Source organism: Bradyrhizobium algeriense (assembly GCF_003062295.1).
In the GTDB taxonomy this organism is placed as follows: Bacteria; Pseudomonadota; Alphaproteobacteria; order Rhizobiales; family Xanthobacteraceae; genus Bradyrhizobium; species Bradyrhizobium algeriense.
Genome location: NZ_PYCN01000002.1, coordinates 347,025 through 369,198, shown reverse-complemented (window position 1 = coordinate 369,198; position 22,174 = coordinate 347,025). Strand labels below are relative to the sequence as shown.

The window sequence follows — 22,174 nt, the reverse complement described above, 5'->3', positions numbered from 1 at the left end:
ACCGGGTTCACAGAACCCGGTCACGAATAGAGGGATGTCTAGCGAATGCTTTCCGTAGACAAAAAAATTGCAGTCGATTCCGTCGCGACAGTCGACGTCGCGACCGTCGATCCGGTCGCGCTGGAGAAGAGCATCTCGTCAGCGACCGAAGCGCTGCTCGGCTATCGGCAATCCGACGGACATTTTGTGTTCGAGCTGGAAGCCGACAGCACCATTCCTTCCGAATATATCCTGCTGCGTCACTATCTCGCTGAGCCCGTCGACAGCGCGCTGGAAGCCAAGATCGCGAACTACCTGCGCCGCACGCAAGGCAGTCATGGCGGCTGGCCCTTGGTGCAGGACGGTCCGTTCGACATGAGCGCGAGCGTCAAATCCTATTTCGCGCTGAAGATGATCGGCGATTCCGTCGATGCGCCGCACATGGTGCGCGCGCGCGAGGCGATCCGCAGCCACGGCGGCGCGGCCCGCGTCAACGTCTTCACGCGGTTCCTGCTGGCTTTCTACGGCGTGCTGAGCTGGCGCGCGGTGCCGGTGTTGCCGATCGAGATCATGCTGCTGCCGATGTGGTCGCCGTTCCATATCAACAAGATTTCCTACTGGGCGCGCACCACGATCGTGCCGCTGATGGTGATGGCGGCGTTGAAGCCCTTGGCGAAAAATCCCAAGGGCGTCGGCGTCGACGAGTTGTTCCTGCAGGATCCCAAGTCGGTCGGAATGACGCCGAAGGCGCCGCATCAAAGCTGGGGCTGGTTCACGCTGTTCAGCACGCTCGACAAGATCCTGCGCGTCGTCGAACCGCTGTTTCCGAAGAAGCTGCGCCAGCGCGCGATCGATGCGGCGCTCGCTTTCATCGAGGAGCGGCTGAACGGCGAGGACGGCATGGGCGCGATCTATCCGCCGATGGCCAACATCGTCATGATGTATGAGGCGCTCGGCAAGGGACCGGATTTTCCGCCGCGCGCGGTCACCCGCAAGGGCATCGACAAGCTGCTCGTGATCGGTGAGCACGAGGCCTATTGCCAGCCCTGCGTCTCGCCGGTGTGGGACACCGCGCTGACCTGCCACGCGCTGGCGGAGGCGGGCGGCGAAGATACGATCAGAAAGATGGAGCAGGGCCTCGACTGGCTGAAGCCGAGGCAGGTGCTCGACCTCAAGGGCGACTGGGCGGCGAAGGCGCCTGATGTGCGTCCGGGCGGCTGGGCGTTCCAGTACAACAATGACTATTATCCCGATCTCGACGACACCGCTGTCGTCGTGATGGCGATGGACCGCGCGCGGCGGGCGTCGGGCAGCAAGGAATACGACGAAGCGATCTCGCGCGGCCGCGAGTGGATCGAGGGCCTGCAGAGTCGCGACGGCGGCTGGGCCGCCTTTGACGTCAACAACCTCGAATATTACCTCAACAACATCCCGTTCTCGGACCATGGCGCGCTGCTCGATCCGCCGACCGAGGACGTCACCGCGCGCTGCATCTCGATGCTGGCGCAGCTCGGCGAGACCGCGCAGACCAGCAAGGCGGTGGCGGACGGGATCGACTATCTGCGCCGCACGCAGCTCCCGGAGGGGTCGTGGTACGGCCGCTGGGGTCTGAATTATGTCTACGGAACCTGGTCGGTGCTGTGTGCGCTCAATGCCGCAGGGGTGAGCCACCAGGACCCGATGATTCGCAAGGCGGCGGATTGGCTGCTTTCGATCCAGAACAGCGACGGCGGCTGGGGCGAGGATGCGGTCAGCTACCGACTCGATTACAAGGGATTTGAGGGCGCGCCGTCGACCTCCTCGCAAACGGCATGGGCCTTGCTTGGACTGATGGCGGCCGGAGAGGTCGAAAATCCGGCCATCGTGCGGGGTGTGGAGTACCTAAAAGCCACACAGACCGAGAAAGGGCTGTGGGACGAGGCGCGTTACACGGCTACAGGCTTTCCGCGGGTGTTTTATTTGCGTTATCATGGCTACTCGAAGTTCTTTCCGCTCTGGGCGCTGGCGCGGTATCGGAATTTGAGAAGCACCAACAGCAGGGTGGTAGGGGTCGGGATGTGACTTTGGGGGTGGGGGCCGCCGCGATCGTGGACAATTCGGTTGATCGCAATTCGAATGATCCGCGGCCAGTTTTGATCGTAACAGGATTGGTGCAGGAGGCCCGCATCGCGGCCGGGCCCGGCATGATCGTCATCTGCAGTTCCAGCGACCCGCAGCAATTGCGCGCTTTGCTGGCAACGCTGGATTCCACCACTTTCAGGGGTGTCATCTCGTTCGGCGTCGCCGGCGGGTTGGATCCGTCGCTGAAATCGGGCGACGTGGTGGTGGCGACCGAGGTTCTGGCGGGCGATACCCGTTTTCTGGCAGGTCTGGCGCTAAACGAGGAAATGATCGCCAGTGCGGCATTGCGTCGCCGCCGCGTGGTCCGTGGTGGCCTGGCCGGCGTGGAACAGGTGATTGCGGCGACCGCCTGCAAGGCCGCGCTGCATTCGGAGACGGGCGCGGCAGCGGTCGATATGGAAAGCCATATTGCCGCAGCCTATGCGGCTAAGGCCGGCTTGCCGTTCGCGGCGCTGCGGGTCATCTCCGATCCCGCCAGCCGGGCGCTTCCAGCGCTCGCCATGAGCGCTATCAAGCCGAACGGCGACATCGACCTCCGCAAGGTGCTGCGCGGGGTGGCGCGCAATCCCACCTCGCTGCGCGCGCTGGTCTCCACGGGAATCGATTTCAACCGCGCGCTGCGCTCCCTGCGTGGTTGCCGCGGCTTCCTGCACGGCGAAGAGGGGCTCGCCACCGCGGCGGTCTGATCCACGTCGGGCGATAGCCAGCTTCAAGATTTTCCAGCTTCAAGATTTTCGAAGGGCGTCAACCGGGCCCGGTTCTCTGAACCGGGGCCCGGTCAATGCTTGACAAGCGCCGTCATTCGCTCAAGGATGAATTATGATCCTGTATTCATGAATTAAGGTTCATGATGGCAATTGCTGCAGTTCGCCTCAATCAACTCGTTGAAACCAAAGCGCGCATTCTGGATGCCGCACGCGATGCCGTGGCGCTGAGCGGGTGGAGGGATGCCCAGATCGCGCTGATCGCCGCACGGGCGGGGGTGGCTACCGGCAGCGTGTACCGCTACTTCGACTCGAAGGCGGACCTCTACGCGCAAGTGCTCGGGCTGGTTTCCGAGCGCGAGGTGGCCGTGGTCGCCGCGATCGTCGAGGCGGAGGGATCTGCGTCCCAGTGTCTGGTGGACGCGATTTACACCTTCTCGATACGCGCGATGCGCGGCCGCCGTCTGGCCTACGCGCTGATCGCCGAACCATGCGAGCCGGAGATCGACGCGGCGCGCCTGAAATACCGGGCGGCGCTGGCCGATCAGATCGCCAGGCTTGTCCGGCGCGGCATCGCCAGCGGCGAATTCATCCAGATCGACGCGAACGTCGCGGCATCGTGCGTGACCGGCGCTTTCATGGAGGCCCTGGTCGGTCCCCTGGCGCCGGAAGCGGCTCCCGATTCCGAAGCGGCAAAGTCGATCGCACAAGCCATCGCGGGGCTTTCCGCGCGCATGCTGTTTCGGCACGCCACGCCTGAATTGACCCTGGTATCGAAAGTCTCGGCATGAATGCGCGCGTCCAGCCGGTTGCCGTCGCGGAAGCGAAAACCAGTCCGTTTGCGACCCACGAAGTCCGCAATCAGGCGCGGCCAGCCCTCGGTTTCAACGCGTTCGATGACGATCGGGCGCTGAGCGGCCTGATCGCAAGGATCGTGCCGTGGGCAAGGGAAAAACTTTCTGCGCTCGGCGCCCATGCCGGCTGCGATTCCGTGCAGGAGGCCGCGCGACTTGCCAACGAGCACGAACCGAAACTGCTGACCCATGACCGGTATGGCAACCGGAATGACTGGGTCGAGTTTCATCCGGCCTGGCATCAATTGATGGCGCTGGCGTTCCAAAGCGAGGTCCATAGTCTGGCCTGGTCGACGAGCGAACCGAATGGACATTTGGCGCGTGCGGCGCTGAGTTACCTCTGGAATCAGATCGAGAACGGCGTCGGCTGCCCTACCGGGATGGCTTACGCCGCGATCGCAGGGTTTTCCGGCAAACCGCAATTTGCGACGTGGCGGGAGCGAACGCTGGTGGCGGACTACGACCCACGGCGGCTTCCCATCGAAGCCAAGCGTGCGGCGGTCATCGGCTATGCGATGACCGAGAAGCAGGGAGGCTCCGATCTGCGCGAAACCCAGACCACCGCACGATTCATCGAACGCGGTGCGCATGGCGAGATCTATTCGATCACTGGCCACAAATGGTTTTTCTCGGTGCCGGTGGCCGACGGGTTCTACACGCTGGCCCGGACCGAATCCGGCGTAAGTTGTCTGTTCGTGCCGCGCCTGCTGCCCGACGGCAGCGCCAACCGCATCTTCATTCAGCGTTTGAAGGACAAGTGCGGCAACCGTTCAAACGCTTCGAGCGAAATCGAATACCACGACACGTGGTCGATCCTTGTCGGCGAAGAAGGGCGCGGCATCAGGGAAATCCTTTCGCATGCTCATCTGACTCGACTGGATTTTGCGGCAGGATCCGCCGGGCTGATGCGGCAGGCCTTGAGCCTGGCATTGAACCACGCGCAAACGCGAACGGCGTTTGGCAAGCCCATGTCCGAGCTTCCCATGCAGCGCAATGTGCTCGCCGACCTCGCACTTGAGAGCGAGGCGGCGATGCTTGGCGCACTCCGGGTCGCGCGCGCGACCGACGGCCTGCAGACCAGCGAACACGAACGGCTGCTGGCGCGGGTTGCTACGCCCGTGGTGAAATTCTGGAATTGTCAGCGCGCCCCGGCCTTCAGCTACGAGTGCTTGCAGGTGCACGGCGGCAACGGCTTCATCATGGAGAATGCGATGGCGCGCCTTTACCGTGAGGCGCCGCTGAATTCGATCTGGGAGGGCACCTCGAACATGATGTGCATGGACGTGCTGCGGGCGATGCAACGCGATGCACGCTGCCGGGACGCCTTTGTCGACGAACTGCGTGCGAGCAGGGGCCTCAACCGGATCTACGACAGCAGCACGGAAGATCTCGCCGACCGATTGCGTGCACGATACCCGGATGACGGGCATGCGAGGGCCCTGGTCACCCGGATGGCGCATGGGTTGCAGGCTGCCGAGATGTTGCAGCATGGCGATGCCGATGCTGCCGATCTCTTCGTGAAATCCAGGCTGGGCATGGATGGGATGCACGTATTCGGCGCTCTTCCATCGTCGGAAGGCCTTGCCCGGATCGTGGAGCGTGCCTCCGTCATCCGCCACTAGAGCTTCGGTTCCGATTGAAGCAGAACCGAAGCTCTAGATTCTTGTTTTGACGCGTTTTCTTCACGCGAACCGGTATCCACTTCGCTCGAAAACGCTATTAAAGGGGACCGCGGTTGCGGGCCAGGTAACATGCGTCAAACCGAAGTTCGCTCTATCAACGATATCCGGGCCACCGTGGAGGAAGAGGAGTGGGCGGCGCGGGTTGATCTCGCGGCGTGCTATCGTCTGGTGGCGCTCTATGGAATGACCGACCTGATCTACAACCACATCAGTGCACAGGTCCCGGGGCACGACGACCAATATCTGATCAATCCGTACGGCATGCTGTACGAGGAAATCACCGCGTCGAGCCTCGTCAAGATCGATATCGAGGGGCAAACTCTGCTGCAGCCCGATCACGGCTACAACGTCAACGTCGCCGGATTCTATCTGCATGCCCCGATCCACCGGGCGCGGCCCGACGTGAAGTGCGTTCTCCATACCCACACCAGGGCCGGCACGGCGGTCAGCACGCTCGCCGAAGGGCTGCTTCCGCTGTCCCAGACAGCGATGCGGTTTCACGGGCGGATCGGCTATCACGACTTCGAGGGACCGGCGATCGATCGGGACGAATGCGACCGGGTCGTCGCCGATCTCGGCCGAAACAACGTACTGGTTCTGCGCAATCACGGACTGCTGGTTTGCGGCAATACGATTCCGCAGGCGTTCAATGCGATCTATTGGCTGGAGCAGGCTTGCCGGATACAAATAGACGCGCTCGGTTGCGGTCGGCCGCTTCACGCGCCGACAGAAATGGCGATCGGCAACACGGTGACCTGCTTCGCGGGCACCGAGATCACGCTGGACAATGAGCGCGACACCAATCCGGTACTGAATGAGGCGGCGCAAAATCTGCAAGCCGGTTACGGGCTGCTGGAATGGCCGGCGCTGCTGCGAAAGCTCGACCGCATCGACGGGAGCTACGCTCAATGAGCATTGAGCTCGCGGCGTTGCGAATCGGCTTCATCGGCGCCGGCCGTATTGCGCAAACGCTCGCGCCGGCGTTTGACCGCGCGAACCTGAACGTCGCGGCCTTCTACAACCGTGGCTCCGATGCGGCGCAGCGCCTGGGATTCCGGGTACCGTCAGCACGGCCGATGCCGCACGCGCAGCATGTCGTGGACGATTGTGATGTGCTCTTCCTGACGGTAAGCGACGACGCGATCCTGCCGGTCTGCCGCGCTTTGCGCTGGGAGCCACGTCACCGCGTCGTCCATTGCAGCGGAGCAACCGAATTGACCGCGCTGGATCATGCGAAATCCGGCGGTGCCGTAACCGGCGGATTTCATCCGATGCAGATGTTTGCAAATCCCGACGTCGCGCTCGAGGGACTGCGCGGATGTACGGTCGGCATCGAAGCAGACCCCGATTTCAGGCGTGACCTGGAACGGCTCGCCACCAGCATCGGGTGCGAACCGCTGGCGCTGCCGGCCGGCGTGCGGGCGCTTTATCACGCCTCGGCCTACTATGTCGGTCCTTTCCTGATCGCATTGCTCAAGGAAGGCGTCGAACTCTGGAAGAGTTTTGGCGCCAGCGAGGCCGACGCACTGCGTGCCATGATGCCGCTGCTGAGGGGAACGGTCGCGGCCGTTCTTGACGGCGGACTGGCCAACGGCATGGGCGGCTGCGTGGCGCGCGGGGACGTCGGAACGATCCTCAAGCACCTCGAAGCATTGGACGAGCGCTTTCCTTCCTCCGGCGCGTTGTACCGCGAACTGGCCCTCCGCAATGTACCGCTCGGGATCGAGCGTGGCACACTCAGTGCCGGGCGCGCGGCAGAGATCGAGAATCTGCTGCTGCGGACCCGGACGAAGTAGCGGTCGTTCCGTGACAGTCTGAGAGACACGCAAAAAGGAAAGCGCCCCGGTTCGCCTGAACCGGGGCCCAAAAATCTTTTGCTATCCCGCTCAGGCGGCGGTGGATGCCTTCTGTTGCTGCTTGGCGGCTGCCGCAGCGGCTTCGTCCTTGCGGATCTCGGACAGGCGCTTCTGCACCTCGGCCGAGAAGATGTATTGCGCCGGACGTTGGTTGGAGAGGTCGATCTCGGGCGCCATCGGGCCCGTGGTGCGGACGCCGCGCAGCGCGACCCACATCGCCTTCAGCGGATTGACCAGGGCTGCGTTGGCAGCCGTCGGCTCGTAGCCGCAATGCGCCATGCAGTCGGCGCACTTCTCGTACTTGCCGGTGCCGTAGGTGTCCCAGTCCGTCGTCTCCATCAGCTCCTTGAAGGTCTTGGTGTAGCCTTCGCCGAGCAAATAGCAGGGCTTCTGCCAGCCGAAGATGTTGCGGGCCGGCATGCCCCAGGGCGTGCATTCGTAGCTCTGGTTACCTGCGAGGAAGTCCAGGAACAGGCCGGAATGCATGAAGTTCCACTTCTTGCCCTTGCCGAGCGCGAACACGTCGCGGAACAGCTTCTTGGTTTTGGTGCGGTTGAGGAAGTGCTCCTGGTCCGGGGCGCGCTCATAGGCGTAGCCCGGCGACATCGAGACGCCGACGCCGAGTTCGGTCGTGAGGTCGAGGAATTTTGCGATTTCTTCCGCCGGATGGCCGTCGAAGATCGTGGCGTTGACGTTGACGGTAAAGCCGCGCGCCTTCGCGGCCTTGATCGCGGAAACCGCGCGGTCGAACACGCCCTTCTGCGACACCGCCTTGTCGTGGTGCTCCTTCAACCCGTCGAGATGCACCGAGAAGAACAAATAGGGCGAGGGCTCGAACAGATCGAGCTTCTTCTCCAGCAGCAGCGCGTTGGTGCACAGCGAGACGAACTTCTTGCGCGCCACGAGGCCGCGCACGATCTCGCCGATCTCCTTGTGGATCAGCGGTTCGCCGCCGGGGATCGCCACCATCGGCGCGCCGCATTCGTCGGCCGCATCCCAGCATTCCTGCGCCGACATGCGACGGTTGAGGATCGCGTCGGGATAGTCGATCTTGCCGCAGCCGACACAAGCGAGGTTGCAGCGGAACAACGGCTCCAGCATCAGCACGAGCGGATAGCGCTTCCGGCCAAGCAGCTTCTGCTTGATCAGATAGCCACCGATACGCATTTCCTTGAAAAACGGTATTGCCATTGAGAGATTTCTTTCTGGACTTGAGTCTGGGCCTGGAGCCCAGACTTGGAACTCTTGAAGTGGATCAACCCGCAGTCAGTTCGGCCGGAAGACGGAACTCGATATTTTCTTCCCGGCCGGGAAGTACCGACACCTTGACGGGTCCGATACGCCTCAAAGCCTCGATCACGTCGTCGACCAAAACTTCGGGCGCCGAGGCGCCCGCCGTAATGCCGACGGCTTTCGCATCCTTCAGCCAATCGGGGTTCAACTCGCTCCCGTCGGCAATGAGATAACTCGCGACCCCGACCTCGGTGCCGATTTCGCGAAGCCTGTTTGAGTTGGAGCTATTGGCGGCCCCCACCACCAAAATGACGTCCACCAGCTTACTTAGGTCCCTTACCGCAGATTGGCGGTTCTGTGTCGCATAGCAGATATCCCGGATGTCGGGGCCTTGAATATCTGTAAATTTGGCCTGAAGGGCGGCAATTATGTCCTTTGTGTCGTCCACGCTGAGGGTGGTCTGGGTGATATAGGCCAGCGGGGCGTCGGTCGGCAGCGTCAGCGCCGCCACCTCGTCGACGTTCTGGACCAGCAGAACCGGCCCCGGAACCTGACCCATGGTGCCCTCGACCTCGGGATGGCCGGCATGCCCGATCAGTACCAGGGTACGGCCCTTGGACATATACCGCTTGCCCTGATTATGGACCTTGGTGACCAGCGGGCAGGTGGCATTAAGGACGGGCAGGCCGCGGGCGGCGGCCTCCTCCTCAACGCTGCGGGCCACGCCGTGGGCGCTGAAGACGGTAACCGCCAGCGGCGGAACCTCCGACAGGTCCTCGACGAAGATCGCGCCCTTGGCTTTAAGGCTTTCGACCACGTATTTGTTATGCACGATCTCGTGCCGAACATAGACCGGCGGACCGTACTTCTCGAGCGCGCGCTCAACGATTTCGATGGCACGCACGACGCCCGCACAAAATCCGCGGGGCTGCGCTAGATACACTTCCATGGGATGTCCATTACGCTGTTGCACCAGGTACTGAATTCGCAAATTCACCCGAAGGTCTCCGTGCAGCCGGTCACATCCGGATCTGCAATATCCGCACCATGACCGGAACCCGCAGGTAATCGCCACCCAAGTAGATGGAAGCGCAGGACTATGTGTCAAAAATTGTGCGGCTGGAAAAGGTGCATCGCGCAATGGTTACCAAACTGTAGGTAATTAGATACCTAAAAGGGGTTTATGGGAACCGTTGTTCCTCACCGGTTCGTCACTTTATCGCCCTTTCGGACGGGCTATACCCGCCCCCCGAACACCCGTCCGGTCGGTTTTGGCGGCTTCGCTTGAACCCTCGGGCAAGTAACCAAAACAACATTAGATCGGCTTCGGGAACTCCGCTAGACAGCGGGCGTTTTCGCCCAGCTCTCCTTGAGATTTAGAAAGAAACGAAGTGCTGACCAGTATTGTCGTCGCCATTGTCAGAACCTGTACGCGGTTTGCCACTCTCGTCGTCATCGTCTCGCTGCTTCTGGCGGTCGGGGCGAGCTACTATGCGGCCCGGCATTTCGCCATCAACACCGACATCAACACGCTGATTTCGCCCGACCTCGACTGGCGCAAGCGCGACAACCAGTTCGAGCAGGCCTTCGACCGCGAAAAACTGATTCTCGCCGTGGTCGAGGCGCCGACGCCCGAGCTCGCCAGTGCCGCGAGCAAGGCGCTTTTCACAAAGCTCTCCGGGGACACCAAGCATTTCGAATCGGTGCAGCCGCTGGGGTCGGGCGAGTTCTTCGAAAAGAACGGGCTGTTGTTCCTGCCGGTGGAGGAGGTCGGCAAGGTCGCCGGCCAGCTCGAAGCCGCCGCGCCCCTGATCGAGATCATGGCCGGCGATCCCTCGATCCGCGGCCTGACCGGCGCGCTGGAGACCGGGCTTGCCGGCGTCAAGCGCGGACAGGTCAAGCTCGACAATACCGAACGGCCCTTCAACCTGATCAGCCAGACGGTCGAGGACATCCTGAACAAGGGGACGGCGACGTTCTCCTGGCGCGAACTTACCAGCGATAAGCCTTTAACCGATGCCGATCGCCGCGCCTTCATCGAGTTCAAGCCGAAGCTCGACTACAGCGAACTGGAACCCGGCAAGGATGCGACCGACGCGATCCGGCAGGCCGCGACCGATCTCAATTTTGCAGGCCAGTACAGCGCGCGGGTGCGGCTGACCGGCCCGGTTCCGATCGCGAATGAGGAATATTCGACCGTGCAGGACGGCGCGATCGTCAACGGTGTCGCAACCGTCCTCATCGTCCTCGTGATTCTCTGGATGGCGCTGCACTCCTCGAAGATCATCTTCGCGGTGTTCGTGAACCTGTTCATCGGCCTTTCGCTGACGACCGCGGTCGGCCTGATGATGGTGGGGTCGCTGAACCTGCTGTCGATCGCCTTTGCCGTGCTGTTCGTCGGCCTCGGCGTCGATTTCGGCATTCAGTTCAGCGTCCGTTATCGTTCCGAGCGTTTCAAGAACGAAGATCTGGCGCTGGCGCTGGAGAGCGCGGCGAGACGCTGCGCGGTGCCGCTTTCGCTCGCCGCGATGGCGACCGCCGCCGGCTTCCTGTGTTTCCTGCCGACCGACTACAAGGGCATTTCCGAACTCGGCAAGATTGCCGGCGCCGGCATGCTGATCGCGTTCATCACCAGCATCACGTCCCTGCCTGCCATGCTGAAGCTGCTTCACCCGCCCGGCGAAAGCGAGCCGGTCGGTTACGCGTTTCTGGCGCCGGTGGACGAATTCCTCGAAAGGCATCGCGTCATCATCGTCGTTGGTACGCTGCTCCTCGTCGTGGCCGGCCTGCCGCTGCTCTATTTCATGAAGTTCGACTTTAACCCGATCAACCTGCGCAATCCGAAGGCTGAATCGATCGCGACCTTCCTCGACCTGCGCAAGGACCCCAACACCGGCGCCAACGCCATCAACGTGCTGACCACCTCGGAAGCGGAAGCGAAGAAGATCGAGGCGCGGCTGGAAAAGCTGCCGGAAGTCCTGCGCGTGATGTCAATCGACAGTTTCGTGCCTGAGGATCAGCCGGCAAAGCTGCAGTTGATCGCGAAGGCGGCGAGGGTGGTGGGGCCCGCGCTCAATCCCGATTCTGTCGATGCGGCGCCCACCGATCAGGAGAACGTGGAGGCGCTAAAGAGTTCGGTCGACAGCCTGCGCAGGACCGCCGGCGACGGCAAGGGTCCGGGCGCGGTTGCCTCGCGGCGGCTGGCGGACGCGCTGTCGAAACTTGCCGGCAGCAATCAGGCGACGCGCGACAAGGCGCAGGGCATTTTCGTCACCCCGCTCAAGATCGTATTCGATCAGCTCAAGAACACGATGCAGGCCGGCCCCGTCTCGCTCAAGACGCTGCCGCCGGAACTGCTGAACAGCTGGAAATCCAAGGATGGGTTGATTCGCGTCGAGGCGTTGCCGAAGGGCGATCCCAACGACAACGACAATTTGCGCCGCTTTGCCGATTCGGTTTTGGCGGCCGAGCCGAATGCGATCGGCGGGCCGGTGTCAATCCTCAAATCCGGCGACACCATCGTGAAGGCGTTCATCCATGCCGGCATCTGGGCGCTGCTGGTGATCAGCCTGTTGCTTTACCTGGCGCTGCGGCGGATCACCGACGTGCTGATGACGATGGTGCCGCTGCTGGTGGCCGGCGCGGTGACGCTGGAGCTCTGTGTGCTGATCGAGCTGCCGCTCAACTTCGCCAACATCGTCGCATTGCCGCTGCTGCTCGGCGTCGGCGTCGCCTTCAAGATCTATTATGTCACGGCCTGGCGCGAGGGCAGAACGAACCTGCTGCAGTCGAGCCTCACGCGCGCGATCTTTTTCTCGGCGCTGACGACCGCGACTGCATTCGGAAGCCTGTGGCTATCCAGTCATCCCGGCACCGCCAGCATGGGCAAATTGCTGGCGCTGTCGTTCGTCATCACGCTGGCCGCGGTGCTGCTGTTCCAGCCGGCGCTAATGGGCAAACCGCGCGATGTCGGGGAGTAGGCAGATATCGCCGATATCGGCGGGCTGGGCGGCCGTGGCCGCCGCCTGCTTCTGAGCGGGCGCAGCCTTCGGCGCGGGCGCAGGATTCGCCGCAGCGGGTGCCGGATTTACCGCACCCGTGGTCTTCGGCGCCGTCGGCGCAGGTGCTGCGGTTTTGGGCGGAGCGCCGGCTGGTCCCTTCGGCGCACCCTTGGCCATGCTGTTGGCAGGGCTCGAGGGAATCGGCGGTCCGACACGGGTCCAGGTTTCACCGCCGCACAGGAAGCCGAGCACGCAGCCCTGAATCTCGAGCTGGTCGGTGCCGACAGGCTTGATCGTCGAGCTGTAGAGCTGTCCGTCCTTGGCGTTGTAGACTTGGCCTTCCCAGGCATCGACGCCGGGCTTCTTCTTCATCTCGATCAGGATCGGCATCCCCAAGGTCGGCCGGCTCTGCTTTGCGGTATCCGGATTATTACTGTCTTTGCCGCCCGGGGTCTTTTCCCAGGCGACGACGCCCCACATGTTGCCGCTACATTGGGCGACACGAATGTTGGCCACGCCATCGGCGACTTTCCAGTCACCGGTGGGATCGGCGGCTAGCGCAACGGTAAGACCTGTGGCCAAAAAAACTCCCGAATAAACTATTGTACGCACGATGGTTCTTGGGCAGTGCAACATGGTTCAGACCTGTGTTTAAGTAAGTTGATCCAATGCGGGGGTCAAAACGCCGCATTGAGTGTTTTCAGTTGACGAAACGGCCATCAACCGACGTATGTAGCGAATGCCAAGTTCATATCTAGACGTTTCCGGGCTGTTTGAAGAGCGGCAGGCGCAGCGCAGTTCCATGCATGCGCGCCACCTGAATGAGCAGCTCGTGCGGGTGCTGAAGACCATCGGCTACGATGTGGGCTTTCAGAAGGGTCAAGGTCAATACCTGTTCGATCGGGACGGCGCCCGCTATCTCGATCTACTGAGCGGATTTGGCGTTTTTGCGATTGGCCGCAATCATCCGGCGTTGCGTCTGGCGCTGAAAAGCGTGCTCGACAGCGATTTTCCCAATCTGGTTCAACTTGATGTGTCCACGCTCGCGGGCGTGCTGGCGGAACGCCTGCTCGAACATGTGCCATATCTGGACAAGGTGTTCTTCGCCAATTCCGGTGCCGAGACCGTCGAGGCCGCGATCAAGTTCGCGCGCGGCGCGACCGGCCGCCCGGGCATCGTCTCCTGCTCGCATTCCTTCCACGGCCTGTCCTACGGCGCGCTGTCGCTGATGGACGACGCCAACTTCCGCAGCGGATTCGAGCCGCTGCTGCCGGGATGCACGCAGATTCCTTTCAACGATCTTGCAGCGCTGGAGCAGGCGTTGTCGTCACGTCAGGTCGCAGCCTTCATCGTCGAGCCGATCCAGGGCAAGGGCGTCAACCTGCCCACGGACGAGTTCCTGCCGGGCGCCGCCGCGCTCTGCAAGAAATACGGCACGATATTCATAGCCGACGAAATCCAGACCGGTGTCGGCCGCACCGGAAAATTCCTCGCGGTCGAGCACTGGAATGTCGAGCCGGACATGGTGCTGCTGGCGAAGGCGCTGTCGGGCGGCCATGTCCCGGTCGGCGCGCTGCTGACGCGCAAGAGTATCTTCGACAAGATCTTCAACCAAATGGACCGCGCGGTCGTGCACGGCTCGACTTTTGCGAAGAACGATCTGGCGATGGCCGCCGGCATTGCGACGCTCGACGTGATCAAGCACGAAAAACTGGTCGAGCAGGCCGCCAAGCGCGGCGCCGAACTTCGCCTCGCGCTGACGCGGATGGTGCCCGGCTATGAATTGCTGAAGGAAGTGCGTGGCAAGGGATTGATGATCGGCATCGAGTTCGGTCCGCCGAAATCGCTGCGGCTGAAGGCATCCTGGAATCTGCTGGAGACCGCCAACAAGGGCCTGTTCTGCCAGCTCATCACCGTGCCGCTGTTCAAGGATCACAAGATCCTGACGCAAGTCTCCGGCCACGGCAGCCACACCATCAAGCTGCTGCCGCCGCTCGTGATCACGGAAGAAGACTGCAGCTGGATCGAAAAGTCTTTCGACGACGTCATCGCCGCCAGCCACAAGGTCCCCGGCGCGATCTGGTCGCTCGGCAAGACGCTGGTCGACAACGCGGTGCGGAAGTCGGCGTAAGCACAGGCCCCGTAGCCCCGTAGCCCGGATGGAGCGCAGCGCAATCCGGGGTGTCTCGCCGGCCGACAGATTTTTTCCTGGATTGCGCTGCGCTTCATCCGGGCTACATGCTCCAGAGCTCCTGTCTTCGGAGAACGAACATGGTCAACATCACCGGCGGCTGTCATTGCGGCGCGATCCGCTATCAGGTCGAGGGCGAACCGATCGTTCATGCGCTGTGTCACTGCGCGGATTGCCGGCGCCACGCCGGCGCGCCGATGGTCGGCTGGTCGATGTATGCGGAGGACGCGCTCAAGGTGACGAAGGGGACACCCAAGGTCTACGAATCCTCCGAACATGGCCGGCGGCAATTCTGCGCGAACTGCGGCACGGGTCTCTTCTACACCAATGCGAATGTGTTGCCCGGCATCGTCGATATCCAGAGCGCGACCTACGACGATCCCGACGCCGTTCCGGCCATGGTGCACATCCAGACCGCAGAGCGCATTCGCTGGATGGAGCGCGCGCACGAACTGCCCACCTTCGAGCGCTATCCGCCGCAGGCGTAGCGGCTTGAAGCAAGCCCAGATGCCGTAGCCCGGATGGAGCGCAGCGCAATCCGGGGTGTCTCGCCGGCCGACAGATTTTTCCCCGGATTACGCTGCGCTCCATCCGGGCTACATCTCCTCAATAGCGAAAAGCGCTGCTGCCGATCGTTTCATTTGTGGACGAATATTCTGCGCATTTTGCGGCCGAGGATATTCCGCACGTTCACGCTGTCGGGCATATTCAAACACGGTTTTTCAAATCGCGGTGAGGGCCGTCGCGCGGCTATCCGCTTTTGCGTTGCGATACCCAATTGGGCGGAGTGACTTCATGACAAAGAGGATCTCCGATGACCAAGTCGATCCCAACACTCGCCGCCGCGCTTCTGATGACCGCGATCGCAACGCCCGTGTTCGCGCAGGCCGCGATTCAGGAGCCGGGCGCTTTTGCGTTCTATCATCCCAACGCCGACGTGCTCGGGGGCAGGCCAACCTATCGACCGTTCGATCGATCCAATGCCTATTACGATTCCAACGCCTATTACGGCGAGGCTGTGCCCGCGCCGCAACTGCGGCAGAGGCCGGTCGCACCGCGCCATTATCGCAGGGGGCAATAACGCGAGCGTGTCGTTCGCTCTGTTCAATGAAGCGGGCTACCTCGCAGAACTGGATGGAGCGCGCGTGCGAACTCCCAACATTCGACTGCTATCCGCCGCAAACATAGCGCGCTGCCGCTTTCCTTCTGTATGGGAGTCGGCGTAAATCAAGAGCGATCCGACGGCGGAGCGGAGACATATGCCACCCATAGCCTATTGCGACGACTCGATGATGGCCTATCGGTCGGCGCGAAAGACATTCCAGCCTGGCGAACATGTCGTCTTCGACGAGGGATACAGGCTTGCGCATCTTCCGCTTGTCAATGCCGGACATCCTGCCGTCATCAGCGAGGTCGACGGGCGCGATTATCGAAACGGTACCTATGAGAAGACGCGCCATGCGCTGGTGATGCCAATTTCCGCGGACGCCTTTCTCGAATCCGACCAGGTTCAGGCGCTTGAGCTGGCCATGAAGTCGTCGCGCTTCGCGCCAAAGATTGCGTGGGAAATCTGCGAACGCCGCCGGTTACAGTTACATGCAACGCTTGCCAGCGGCATTCCGGAGACCGATCTCGATCGCTATGCTGCGGTGGTCCAGGATCTGCTGGATCAAATCGGCCCGATATCCGTTTGCTTGAAAGGGCCGTTTCTGGGCACCAGGAATACCGGTCGTATCTATTTTCCGGTCTACCCGCAGAAGATCGGGGGCGACGATGCGTTTGCGCTGGTGCAAAAGAGTATCGGCGTGTCGCCGACGAAACTCTACCTTGTCGGATACTATCATATGCGCCAAGAACTCGATCCGCTGGAAACAAGGGAGCTGGCCGAACTGATCGATCAGTGGCGGGATCGGATTGTCGTCAGGACGACCATTCCTTTCCTGGAATTGTACGCCACCAACGATGATCTTGCGCTTTCAGCGCGCGTGCACGCAAAAATTGGGGCCAAGGATGCGAAGAGGTAATTCCGCAAGGTGCTACCTCGCATCCTCCAGAATCATCTCGGCGCCTTTCTCCGCGATCATCGCCGTCGGCGTATTCGTATTGCCCGACGTAATGGTCGGCATCACCGACGCATCGGCGACGCGCAACCCGGCAATCCCATAGAACCGCAACCGCTCGTCAACCACCGCCATCGAGTCGCTCGCCGTGCCCATCTTCGCCGTCCCCACCGGATGAAAGATCGTGGTGCCGATATCGCCGGCGGCTTTCGCCAGCGAGGCGTCGTCGTCGCCCACGCTGGGACCGGGCAGATATTCCTGCGGATGATATCGTTCGAGCCGCTTCTGCTTCATCAGCCGTCGCGTGGTGCGGATGGCATCGGCCGCGACCTGGCGGTCGTCGTCGGTTGAGAGATAATTCGGCGCGATCGATGGCGTCTCGTCAGGTTTCGCCGAGCGGATGCGCACGGTGCCGCGCGAGGTCGGCTGCAGGTTGCAGGCGCTGACGGTGATCGCGGGAAAGCGATGCAGGGGATCGCCGAACTTGTCGAGCGACAGCGGCTGCACGTGAAACTGGATATTGGCGCGCTCGCGGCGTGGATCGGAGCGCGTGAAGATGCCGAGCTGCGACGGCGCCATTGTCAGCGGCCCGCGGCGGCGGAAGGCATAATCGAGCCCCATCATGCCGCGCCGGATCAGATTGTAATAGGTCTCGTTCAGCGTGCGCACGCCAAAAACCTTGTAGATCGCGCGCTGCTGCAGATGGTCCTGCAGATTGCGCCCGACACCCTGCTTGTCGAGCGCGACATCGATGCCGAGCGGCGACAGCCAGTCGGCCGGCCCGATGCCGGACCGGTGCAGCACCTGCGTCGATCCGATCGATCCCGCACACAAAACGACTTCGCCTTTGGTGCGCGCCTCGACCACTTCATTGCCCTGGATGAAGCACACGCCGACGGTGCGGCCATTCTCGATGATGAGCCGGTCGACCAGCACATGCTTTTCCAGTCGCAGGTTGCCGCGGTTCAGCACCGGCTTGAGGAAGCCGCGCGCAGAAGACCAGCGCCGGCCGCGCTTCTGGTTGACGTGGAAATAGCTGATGCCTTCATTGTCGCCGGTGTTGAAATCGGCAATGCGCTTGATGCCCATTTCCTCGGCGGCGTCGCCGACCGCGTCGAGAACCTCCCAGGACAGCCGCGGCGCTTCGATCCGCCAGCCGCCGCCGGTGCCGTGATGTTCGCTCTCGCCCAGGAAATGATCCTCTAGCCGCTTGAACAGCGGCAGCACGTCGTCATAGCCCCAGCCGGTCATGCCGAGCTGCCGCCAGTGATCGTAATCGGCGGCCTGTCCACGCATCGAGATCATGGCGTTGATGGCGGAAGAGCCGCCGATCACCTTGCCGCGTGGATAGGCAAGTGCCCTTCCGTTGAGCCCGGGCTCCGGTTCGGTCTTGAACATCCAGTCCGAACGGGGATTGCCGATCGCAAAGAGATAGCCGACCGGGATGTGAAACCAGATCCAGTTGTCGTTGCCGCCGGCTTCCAGCAGCAGCACGCGGTTTTTCGGATCGGCCGACAGGCGGTTGGCCATGATGCAGCCGGCTGTTCCCGCGCCAACCACGATATAGTCGAAATCGCCTTCAAGCCGTTTCGGCATTTCTCAGTTTCCACCCGTTGACGCCGTCATGCCCGGACAAAAGCGCGAAGCGCGTCTTCGCGCCAGATGTTCCGGGCATCCACGTCTTTTCCTGGTCGTTTATTAGTCAGACGTGGATGGCCGGGACAAGCCCGGCCATGACTGCGAGGCGGGAGGGTGTGCCGTCAGGGTGCGTTGGTTGGACCGCCCCTTGCATGCTACAGGGACAGAAGCGTTCAAATCCGGAAAGCCTGTTATCTCCATGCCCATCGTCAACCGCGTCGCCGAGTTTCAACCCGACATCCAGGCCTGGCGCCGGGATATTCATGAACACCCGGAACTGCTCTACGACGTGCACCGCACTGCGGCATTGGTCGCGGACCGTTTGCGGGAATTCGGCTGCGACGAGGTTATTACCGGTATGGGCCGCACCGGCGTCGTCGGCGTCATCAAGGGCAACCGGCCCGTCGGCAACGGCGACGTGAAGGTCATCGGGCTGCGGGCGGATATGGACGCGCTGCCGATCGAGGAGGCGACCGATCTGCCTTACGCTTCCAAAACGAAGGGCCTGATGCACGCCTGCGGCCATGACGGTCACACCGCCATGCTGTTGGGGGCGGCGCGCTATCTCGCCGAGACCCGCAATTTCGCAGGCGATGCGGTCGTGATCTTCCAGCCGGCCGAAGAGGGCGGCGCGGGCGCGGTTGCGATGATCAAGGACGGGCTGATGGACCGTTTCGGCATCGAGCAGGTCTACGGCATGCATAACGGCCCGGGCATTCCGGTCGGCTCGTTCGCGCTGCGGCCCGGTCCGATCATGGCCGGAGGCGATGCCGTCGTCATCAAGATCGAGGGGCGGGGCGGGCACGCCGCGCATCCGAACAAATGCATCGATTCCGTCCTTGTGGGCGCGCAGTTGATCACGGCGCTGCAGTCGATCGTGTCGCGCAGCGTCGATCCGCTGGAATCGGCTGTCATTTCGATGTGCCAGTTTCACGCCGGCCACGCCCGCAATGTGATCCCGCACACCGCCGAGCTGGCGGGCACCGTCCGTACCCTGAACGGCGACGTGCGGAAGATGGTGGAACGGCGGGTCCGCGAGGTCGTCGCCGGCGTGGCGCAGGTCACCGGCGCCAGGATCGATCTGACCTACGATCGCGGCTATCCGGTAACGGTCAATCATGTCCAGCAGACGGATGTCGCGACGCGGGCAGCCCGCGAAATCGCCGGCGATGCCAATGTGCAGGTGATGCCGCCGCTGATGGCGGGCGAAGATTTCGCCTTCATGCTGGAGCAGCGGCCGGGTGCGCTGATCTTCTGCGGCAACGGCGACAGCGCAGGGCTGCATCACCCCGCCTATAATTTCAACGACGAGGCGATCGTGTTCGGCACCTCTTACTGGATCAAGCTGGTCGAGAACACGCTGGCCGCGTGAGGCCGCCCAAGGCTTCGCTGGGCTGAAGGCTTCGCTGGGCAAGGGCTTCGCCGGGCTTTCCAGCCCTGGTCGGTCAAGCTGCCGGATGGATGGGGGCTCTGCGGCAGCGTGCTGGGTGGACCGTCGCTTGCATGCTACAGAGGCGTTACTGTTCCAACCTGAGGTTCGAGAAAGTCCCATGCCCATCGTCAACCGCGTCGCCGATCTGCAACCCGATATCCAGGCTTGGCGCCGCGATATCCATGAAAATCCCGAATTGCTGTATGAAGTCCACCGCACTGCAGCATTCGTAGCAGACCGCTTGCGCGAATTCGGCTGCGACGAGGTGACTACGGGCCTCGGCCGCACCGGTGTCGTCGGCGTCATCAAGGGCAAGCAGCCCGGCAAGGGCGAGATCAAGGTGATCGGGCTTCGCGCCGACATGGACGCGTTGCCGATCGAGGAAGCGACCAACCTTCCCCATGCCTCCAAGACGCCGGGCCTGATGCATGCCTGCGGCCATGACGGCCACACCGCGATGCTTTTGGGTGCCGCGCGCTATCTCGCCGAGACCAGGAATTTCGCCGGCGACGCGGTCGTGATCTTCCAGCCGGCCGAGGAGGGCGGTGCGGGCGCCGCCGCCATGATCAAGGACGGTCTGATGGACCGTTTTGGCATCGAGCAGGTCTACGGCATGCATAATGGCCCGGGGATTCCGGTCGGCTCCTTTGCCATCCGCCCCGGTCCTGTCATGGCCGCGACCGACTCGATCGACATCAAGATCGAAGGGCTCGGCGGCCACGCCGCGCGCCCGAACAAGTGCATCGATTCCGTGCTGGTCGGTTCGCAGTTGATCACCGCCCTGCAATCGATCGTGGCGCGGACCATCGATCCGCTGGACTCGGCCGTGATCTCGATCTGCGAGTTCCATGCCGGCAACGCGCGCAACGTGATCCCGCAGACCGCCGAGCTGCGCGGCACCGTGCGGACGCTGACGCCGGAAGTGCGCGAAACGGTCGAGCGGCGCGTCCGCGAGGTGTGCGAGGGCGTAGCCAAAATGACCGGCGCCAAGGTCGATCTCGTCTACGAGCGCGGCTATCCCGTCACCAAAAACCACGCCGAGCAGACCGACTTCGCTACGCAGGTGGCCAAGGAAGTGGCCGGCGCCCAGAACGTTCACGAGATGCCGCCGCTGATGGGCGCGGAAGATTTTTCCTATATGCTGGAGGCGCGGCCGGGCGCCTTCATCTTCTGCGGCAATGGCGACAGCGCAGGACTCCATCACCCCGCCTATGATTTCAACGACGAGGCGATCGTGTACGGCACCTCGTATTGGATCAAGCTGGTCGAGAACAAGCTGGCCGCGGCGTAGCGCCCTTGCTTCTCTCTTGAACTTCCATCGCATGTGAAGTTCGAATGCACATCAACGAAGGCCTGTATCCCCAGTACAGGCCTTCTTTATTTGCCGCTAAGCCGTGACTTGAGATGCCGATAGGACGCCTCAGGCGGCACCGTCTACGGTTCGGCGGCGGTCAGTAGCGCGCCGGCACGTACATTTCGGGCGGAATCGGCCCGCGGCTATATTCCGGGTTGCGAACCCGCGGCGGCAGCACCACCGGCTCGCGCTTGATTTCCTGGTAGGGAATTTGTTCGAGCAGATGCGCGATGCAGTTCAGTCGTGCCTTCTTCTTGTCGTCAGCCTCGACCAGATACCAGGGAGCTTCCGGAATGTGGGTACGCTCCAGCATCGCTTCCTTGGCCTTGGTGTATTGCTCCCAGCGGCTGCGCGATTCCACATCCATCGGGCTGAGCTTCCACTGCTTGAGCGGATCGCGGATCCGCATCATGAAGCGCAGATACTGCTCTTCATCGGTGATGGAAAACCAGTACTTGATGAGGATGATTCCGGAGCGCACCAGCATGCGCTCGAATTCCGGTACCGACCGGAAGAATTCTTCGACGTCGTCTTCGGTGCAGAAGCCCATCACGCGCTCGACGCCGGCGCGGTTGTACCAGCTACGGTCGAACAGCACGATCTCGCCGCCGGCCGGCAAATGCGAAACGTAACGCTGGAAATACCACTGCGTACGTTCGCGCTCGTTCGGCGCCGGAAGCGCCGCGACACGGCAGACCCGGGGATTGAGCCTCTGGGTGATGCGCTTGATGACGCCGCCCTTGCCGGCGGAATCGCGGCCCTCGAAAATCACGACCACCTTGAGCCGTTGGTCCTGCACCCAGGTCTGCAGTTTCACCAGTTCGCCCTGCAGGCGGAATAATTCCTTGAAATAGATGCGCCGATCGATCGTCTCTTCTGCCGTATGGTCGGCAAATTCATTAGTCAGCGCATCGAGACGATCGTCGTCGATTTCGAGTTCCAGTTCTTCATCGAAACCGTCCAGCATTTCCGCCTGAATGCGGTCGTGGATGGTGCCATTCGGGGGCCTTTTGGTCATGGCGGGCTCCAGCTGCAGAACTGTTGGGTTCGCATGGTGTGTGAACGTCGA

At 62.3% G+C, this 22,174-nt stretch carries 18 protein-coding genes; 13 read left to right on the top strand and 5 right to left on the bottom strand.

Annotated features, from left to right (window positions below; translation table 11 throughout):
* Window positions 1-45 precede the first annotated feature (45 nt).
* The 6 genes from shc to C7G61_RS05855 all read left to right on the top strand — a co-directional run bounded on the left by shc (window position 46) and on the right by C7G61_RS05855 (window position 7,136).
* Window positions 46-2,040: a squalene--hopene cyclase gene (gene shc, locus C7G61_RS05880; protein WP_108513145.1), complete on the top strand. Its 1,995-nt coding sequence runs from the start codon at window positions 46-48 to the stop codon at window positions 2,038-2,040.
* Entirely contained in the window at window positions 2,037-2,786 is a 750-nt protein-coding gene (locus tag C7G61_RS05875) for a phosphorylase (protein ID WP_417021170.1), read from the top strand. The genes shc and C7G61_RS05875 overlap by 4 nt, the downstream gene beginning before the upstream one ends.
* 161 nt (window positions 2,787-2,947) lie before the next feature.
* Window positions 2,948-3,595, top strand: a complete 648-nt coding sequence (locus C7G61_RS05870) for a TetR/AcrR family transcriptional regulator (protein ID WP_244608140.1) — start codon at window positions 2,948-2,950, stop codon at window positions 3,593-3,595.
* Window positions 3,592-5,280, top strand: a complete 1,689-nt coding sequence (locus C7G61_RS05865; protein WP_108513144.1) for an acyl-CoA dehydrogenase family protein — start codon at window positions 3,592-3,594, stop codon at window positions 5,278-5,280. The genes C7G61_RS05870 and C7G61_RS05865 overlap by 4 nt, the downstream gene beginning before the upstream one ends.
* Window positions 5,281-5,409: 129 nt before the next feature.
* Window positions 5,410-6,252, top strand: coding sequence for a class II aldolase/adducin family protein (locus C7G61_RS05860; protein WP_108513143.1), 843 nt, complete (start codon window positions 5,410-5,412; stop codon window positions 6,250-6,252).
* Window positions 6,198-7,136 carry a Rossmann-like and DUF2520 domain-containing protein gene (locus C7G61_RS05855; protein ID WP_244608139.1) on the top strand — a complete coding sequence of 313 codons (939 nt, stop codon included), beginning with the start codon at window positions 6,198-6,200 and terminating at the stop codon, window positions 7,134-7,136. The genes C7G61_RS05860 and C7G61_RS05855 overlap by 55 nt, the downstream gene beginning before the upstream one ends.
* Window positions 7,137-7,226: 90 nt before the next feature.
* On the opposite strand, the gene hpnH is transcribed toward C7G61_RS05855, so the two are convergent.
* Together hpnH and ispH are read right to left on the bottom strand one after the other, a co-directional pair.
* A complete protein-coding gene (hpnH, locus tag C7G61_RS05850; protein ID WP_108513141.1) occupies window positions 7,227-8,387 on the bottom strand; it encodes an adenosyl-hopene transferase HpnH in 1,161 nt (386 codons plus the stop codon).
* Between the two features lie 64 nt (window positions 8,388-8,451).
* Window positions 8,452-9,378, bottom strand: coding sequence for a 4-hydroxy-3-methylbut-2-enyl diphosphate reductase (gene ispH, locus C7G61_RS05845; RefSeq protein WP_108513140.1), 927 nt, complete (start codon window positions 9,376-9,378; stop codon window positions 8,452-8,454).
* A 442-nt stretch (window positions 9,379-9,820) separates the two neighbouring features.
* Here ispH and hpnN point away from each other — a divergent pair, with 442 nt between their 5' ends.
* Window positions 9,821-12,409, top strand: a complete 2,589-nt coding sequence (hpnN, locus tag C7G61_RS05840; RefSeq protein ID WP_108513139.1) for a hopanoid transporter HpnN — start codon at window positions 9,821-9,823, stop codon at window positions 12,407-12,409.
* On the opposite strand, the gene C7G61_RS05835 is transcribed toward hpnN, so the two are convergent.
* Window positions 12,377-13,042, bottom strand: coding sequence for a DUF2147 domain-containing protein (locus C7G61_RS05835; RefSeq protein WP_190241682.1), 666 nt, complete (start codon window positions 13,040-13,042; stop codon window positions 12,377-12,379). The two genes, hpnN and C7G61_RS05835, sit on opposite strands and share 33 nt — an antisense overlap.
* A gap of 127 nt (window positions 13,043-13,169) precedes the next feature.
* On the opposite strand from C7G61_RS05835, the gene hpnO reads away from it, so the two are divergent.
* The 4 genes from hpnO (at window position 13,170) to C7G61_RS05815 (ending at window position 16,645) form a co-directional block, all read left to right on the top strand.
* A complete protein-coding gene (gene hpnO / locus C7G61_RS05830) occupies window positions 13,170-14,561 on the top strand; it encodes an aminobacteriohopanetriol synthase HpnO (protein ID WP_108513137.1) in 1,392 nt (463 codons plus the stop codon).
* A gap of 140 nt (window positions 14,562-14,701) precedes the next feature.
* Complete coding sequence (locus C7G61_RS05825) at window positions 14,702-15,109, top strand: GFA family protein (protein ID WP_108513136.1); 408 nt, start codon at window positions 14,702-14,704, stop codon at window positions 15,107-15,109.
* Window positions 15,110-15,435: 326 nt separating this feature from the next.
* Window positions 15,436-15,702 (top strand): hypothetical protein, encoded by a 267-nt coding sequence (locus C7G61_RS05820; protein WP_108513135.1) that lies wholly within the window; start codon window positions 15,436-15,438, stop codon window positions 15,700-15,702.
* A 388-nt stretch (window positions 15,703-16,090) separates the two neighbouring features.
* Window positions 16,091-16,645 (top strand): hypothetical protein, encoded by a 555-nt coding sequence (locus tag C7G61_RS05815; RefSeq protein ID WP_145963558.1) that lies wholly within the window; start codon window positions 16,091-16,093, stop codon window positions 16,643-16,645.
* A gap of 12 nt (window positions 16,646-16,657) precedes the next feature.
* Here the strand turns inward: C7G61_RS05815 and C7G61_RS05810 are convergent, their stop codons facing one another.
* Window positions 16,658-18,277: a GMC family oxidoreductase gene (locus tag C7G61_RS05810; RefSeq protein ID WP_108513133.1), complete on the bottom strand. Its 1,620-nt coding sequence runs from the start codon at window positions 18,275-18,277 to the stop codon at window positions 16,658-16,660.
* 241 nt (window positions 18,278-18,518) lie between these two features.
* Here C7G61_RS05810 and C7G61_RS05805 point away from each other — a divergent pair, with 241 nt between their 5' ends.
* Both C7G61_RS05805 and C7G61_RS05800 read left to right on the top strand, forming a co-directional pair.
* Window positions 18,519-19,691: a M20 aminoacylase family protein gene (locus C7G61_RS05805; RefSeq protein WP_108513132.1), complete on the top strand. Its 1,173-nt coding sequence runs from the start codon at window positions 18,519-18,521 to the stop codon at window positions 19,689-19,691.
* 178 nt (window positions 19,692-19,869) lie between these two features.
* Entirely contained in the window at window positions 19,870-21,042 is a 1,173-nt protein-coding gene (locus tag C7G61_RS05800; protein ID WP_108513131.1) for a M20 aminoacylase family protein, read from the top strand.
* 160 nt (window positions 21,043-21,202) lie between these two features.
* Here the strand turns inward: C7G61_RS05800 and ppk2 are convergent, their stop codons facing one another.
* Window positions 21,203-22,123 carry a polyphosphate kinase 2 gene (gene ppk2 / locus C7G61_RS05795; protein WP_108513130.1) on the bottom strand — a complete coding sequence of 307 codons (921 nt, stop codon included), beginning with the start codon at window positions 22,121-22,123 and terminating at the stop codon, window positions 21,203-21,205.
* Window positions 22,124-22,174 lie beyond the last annotated feature (51 nt).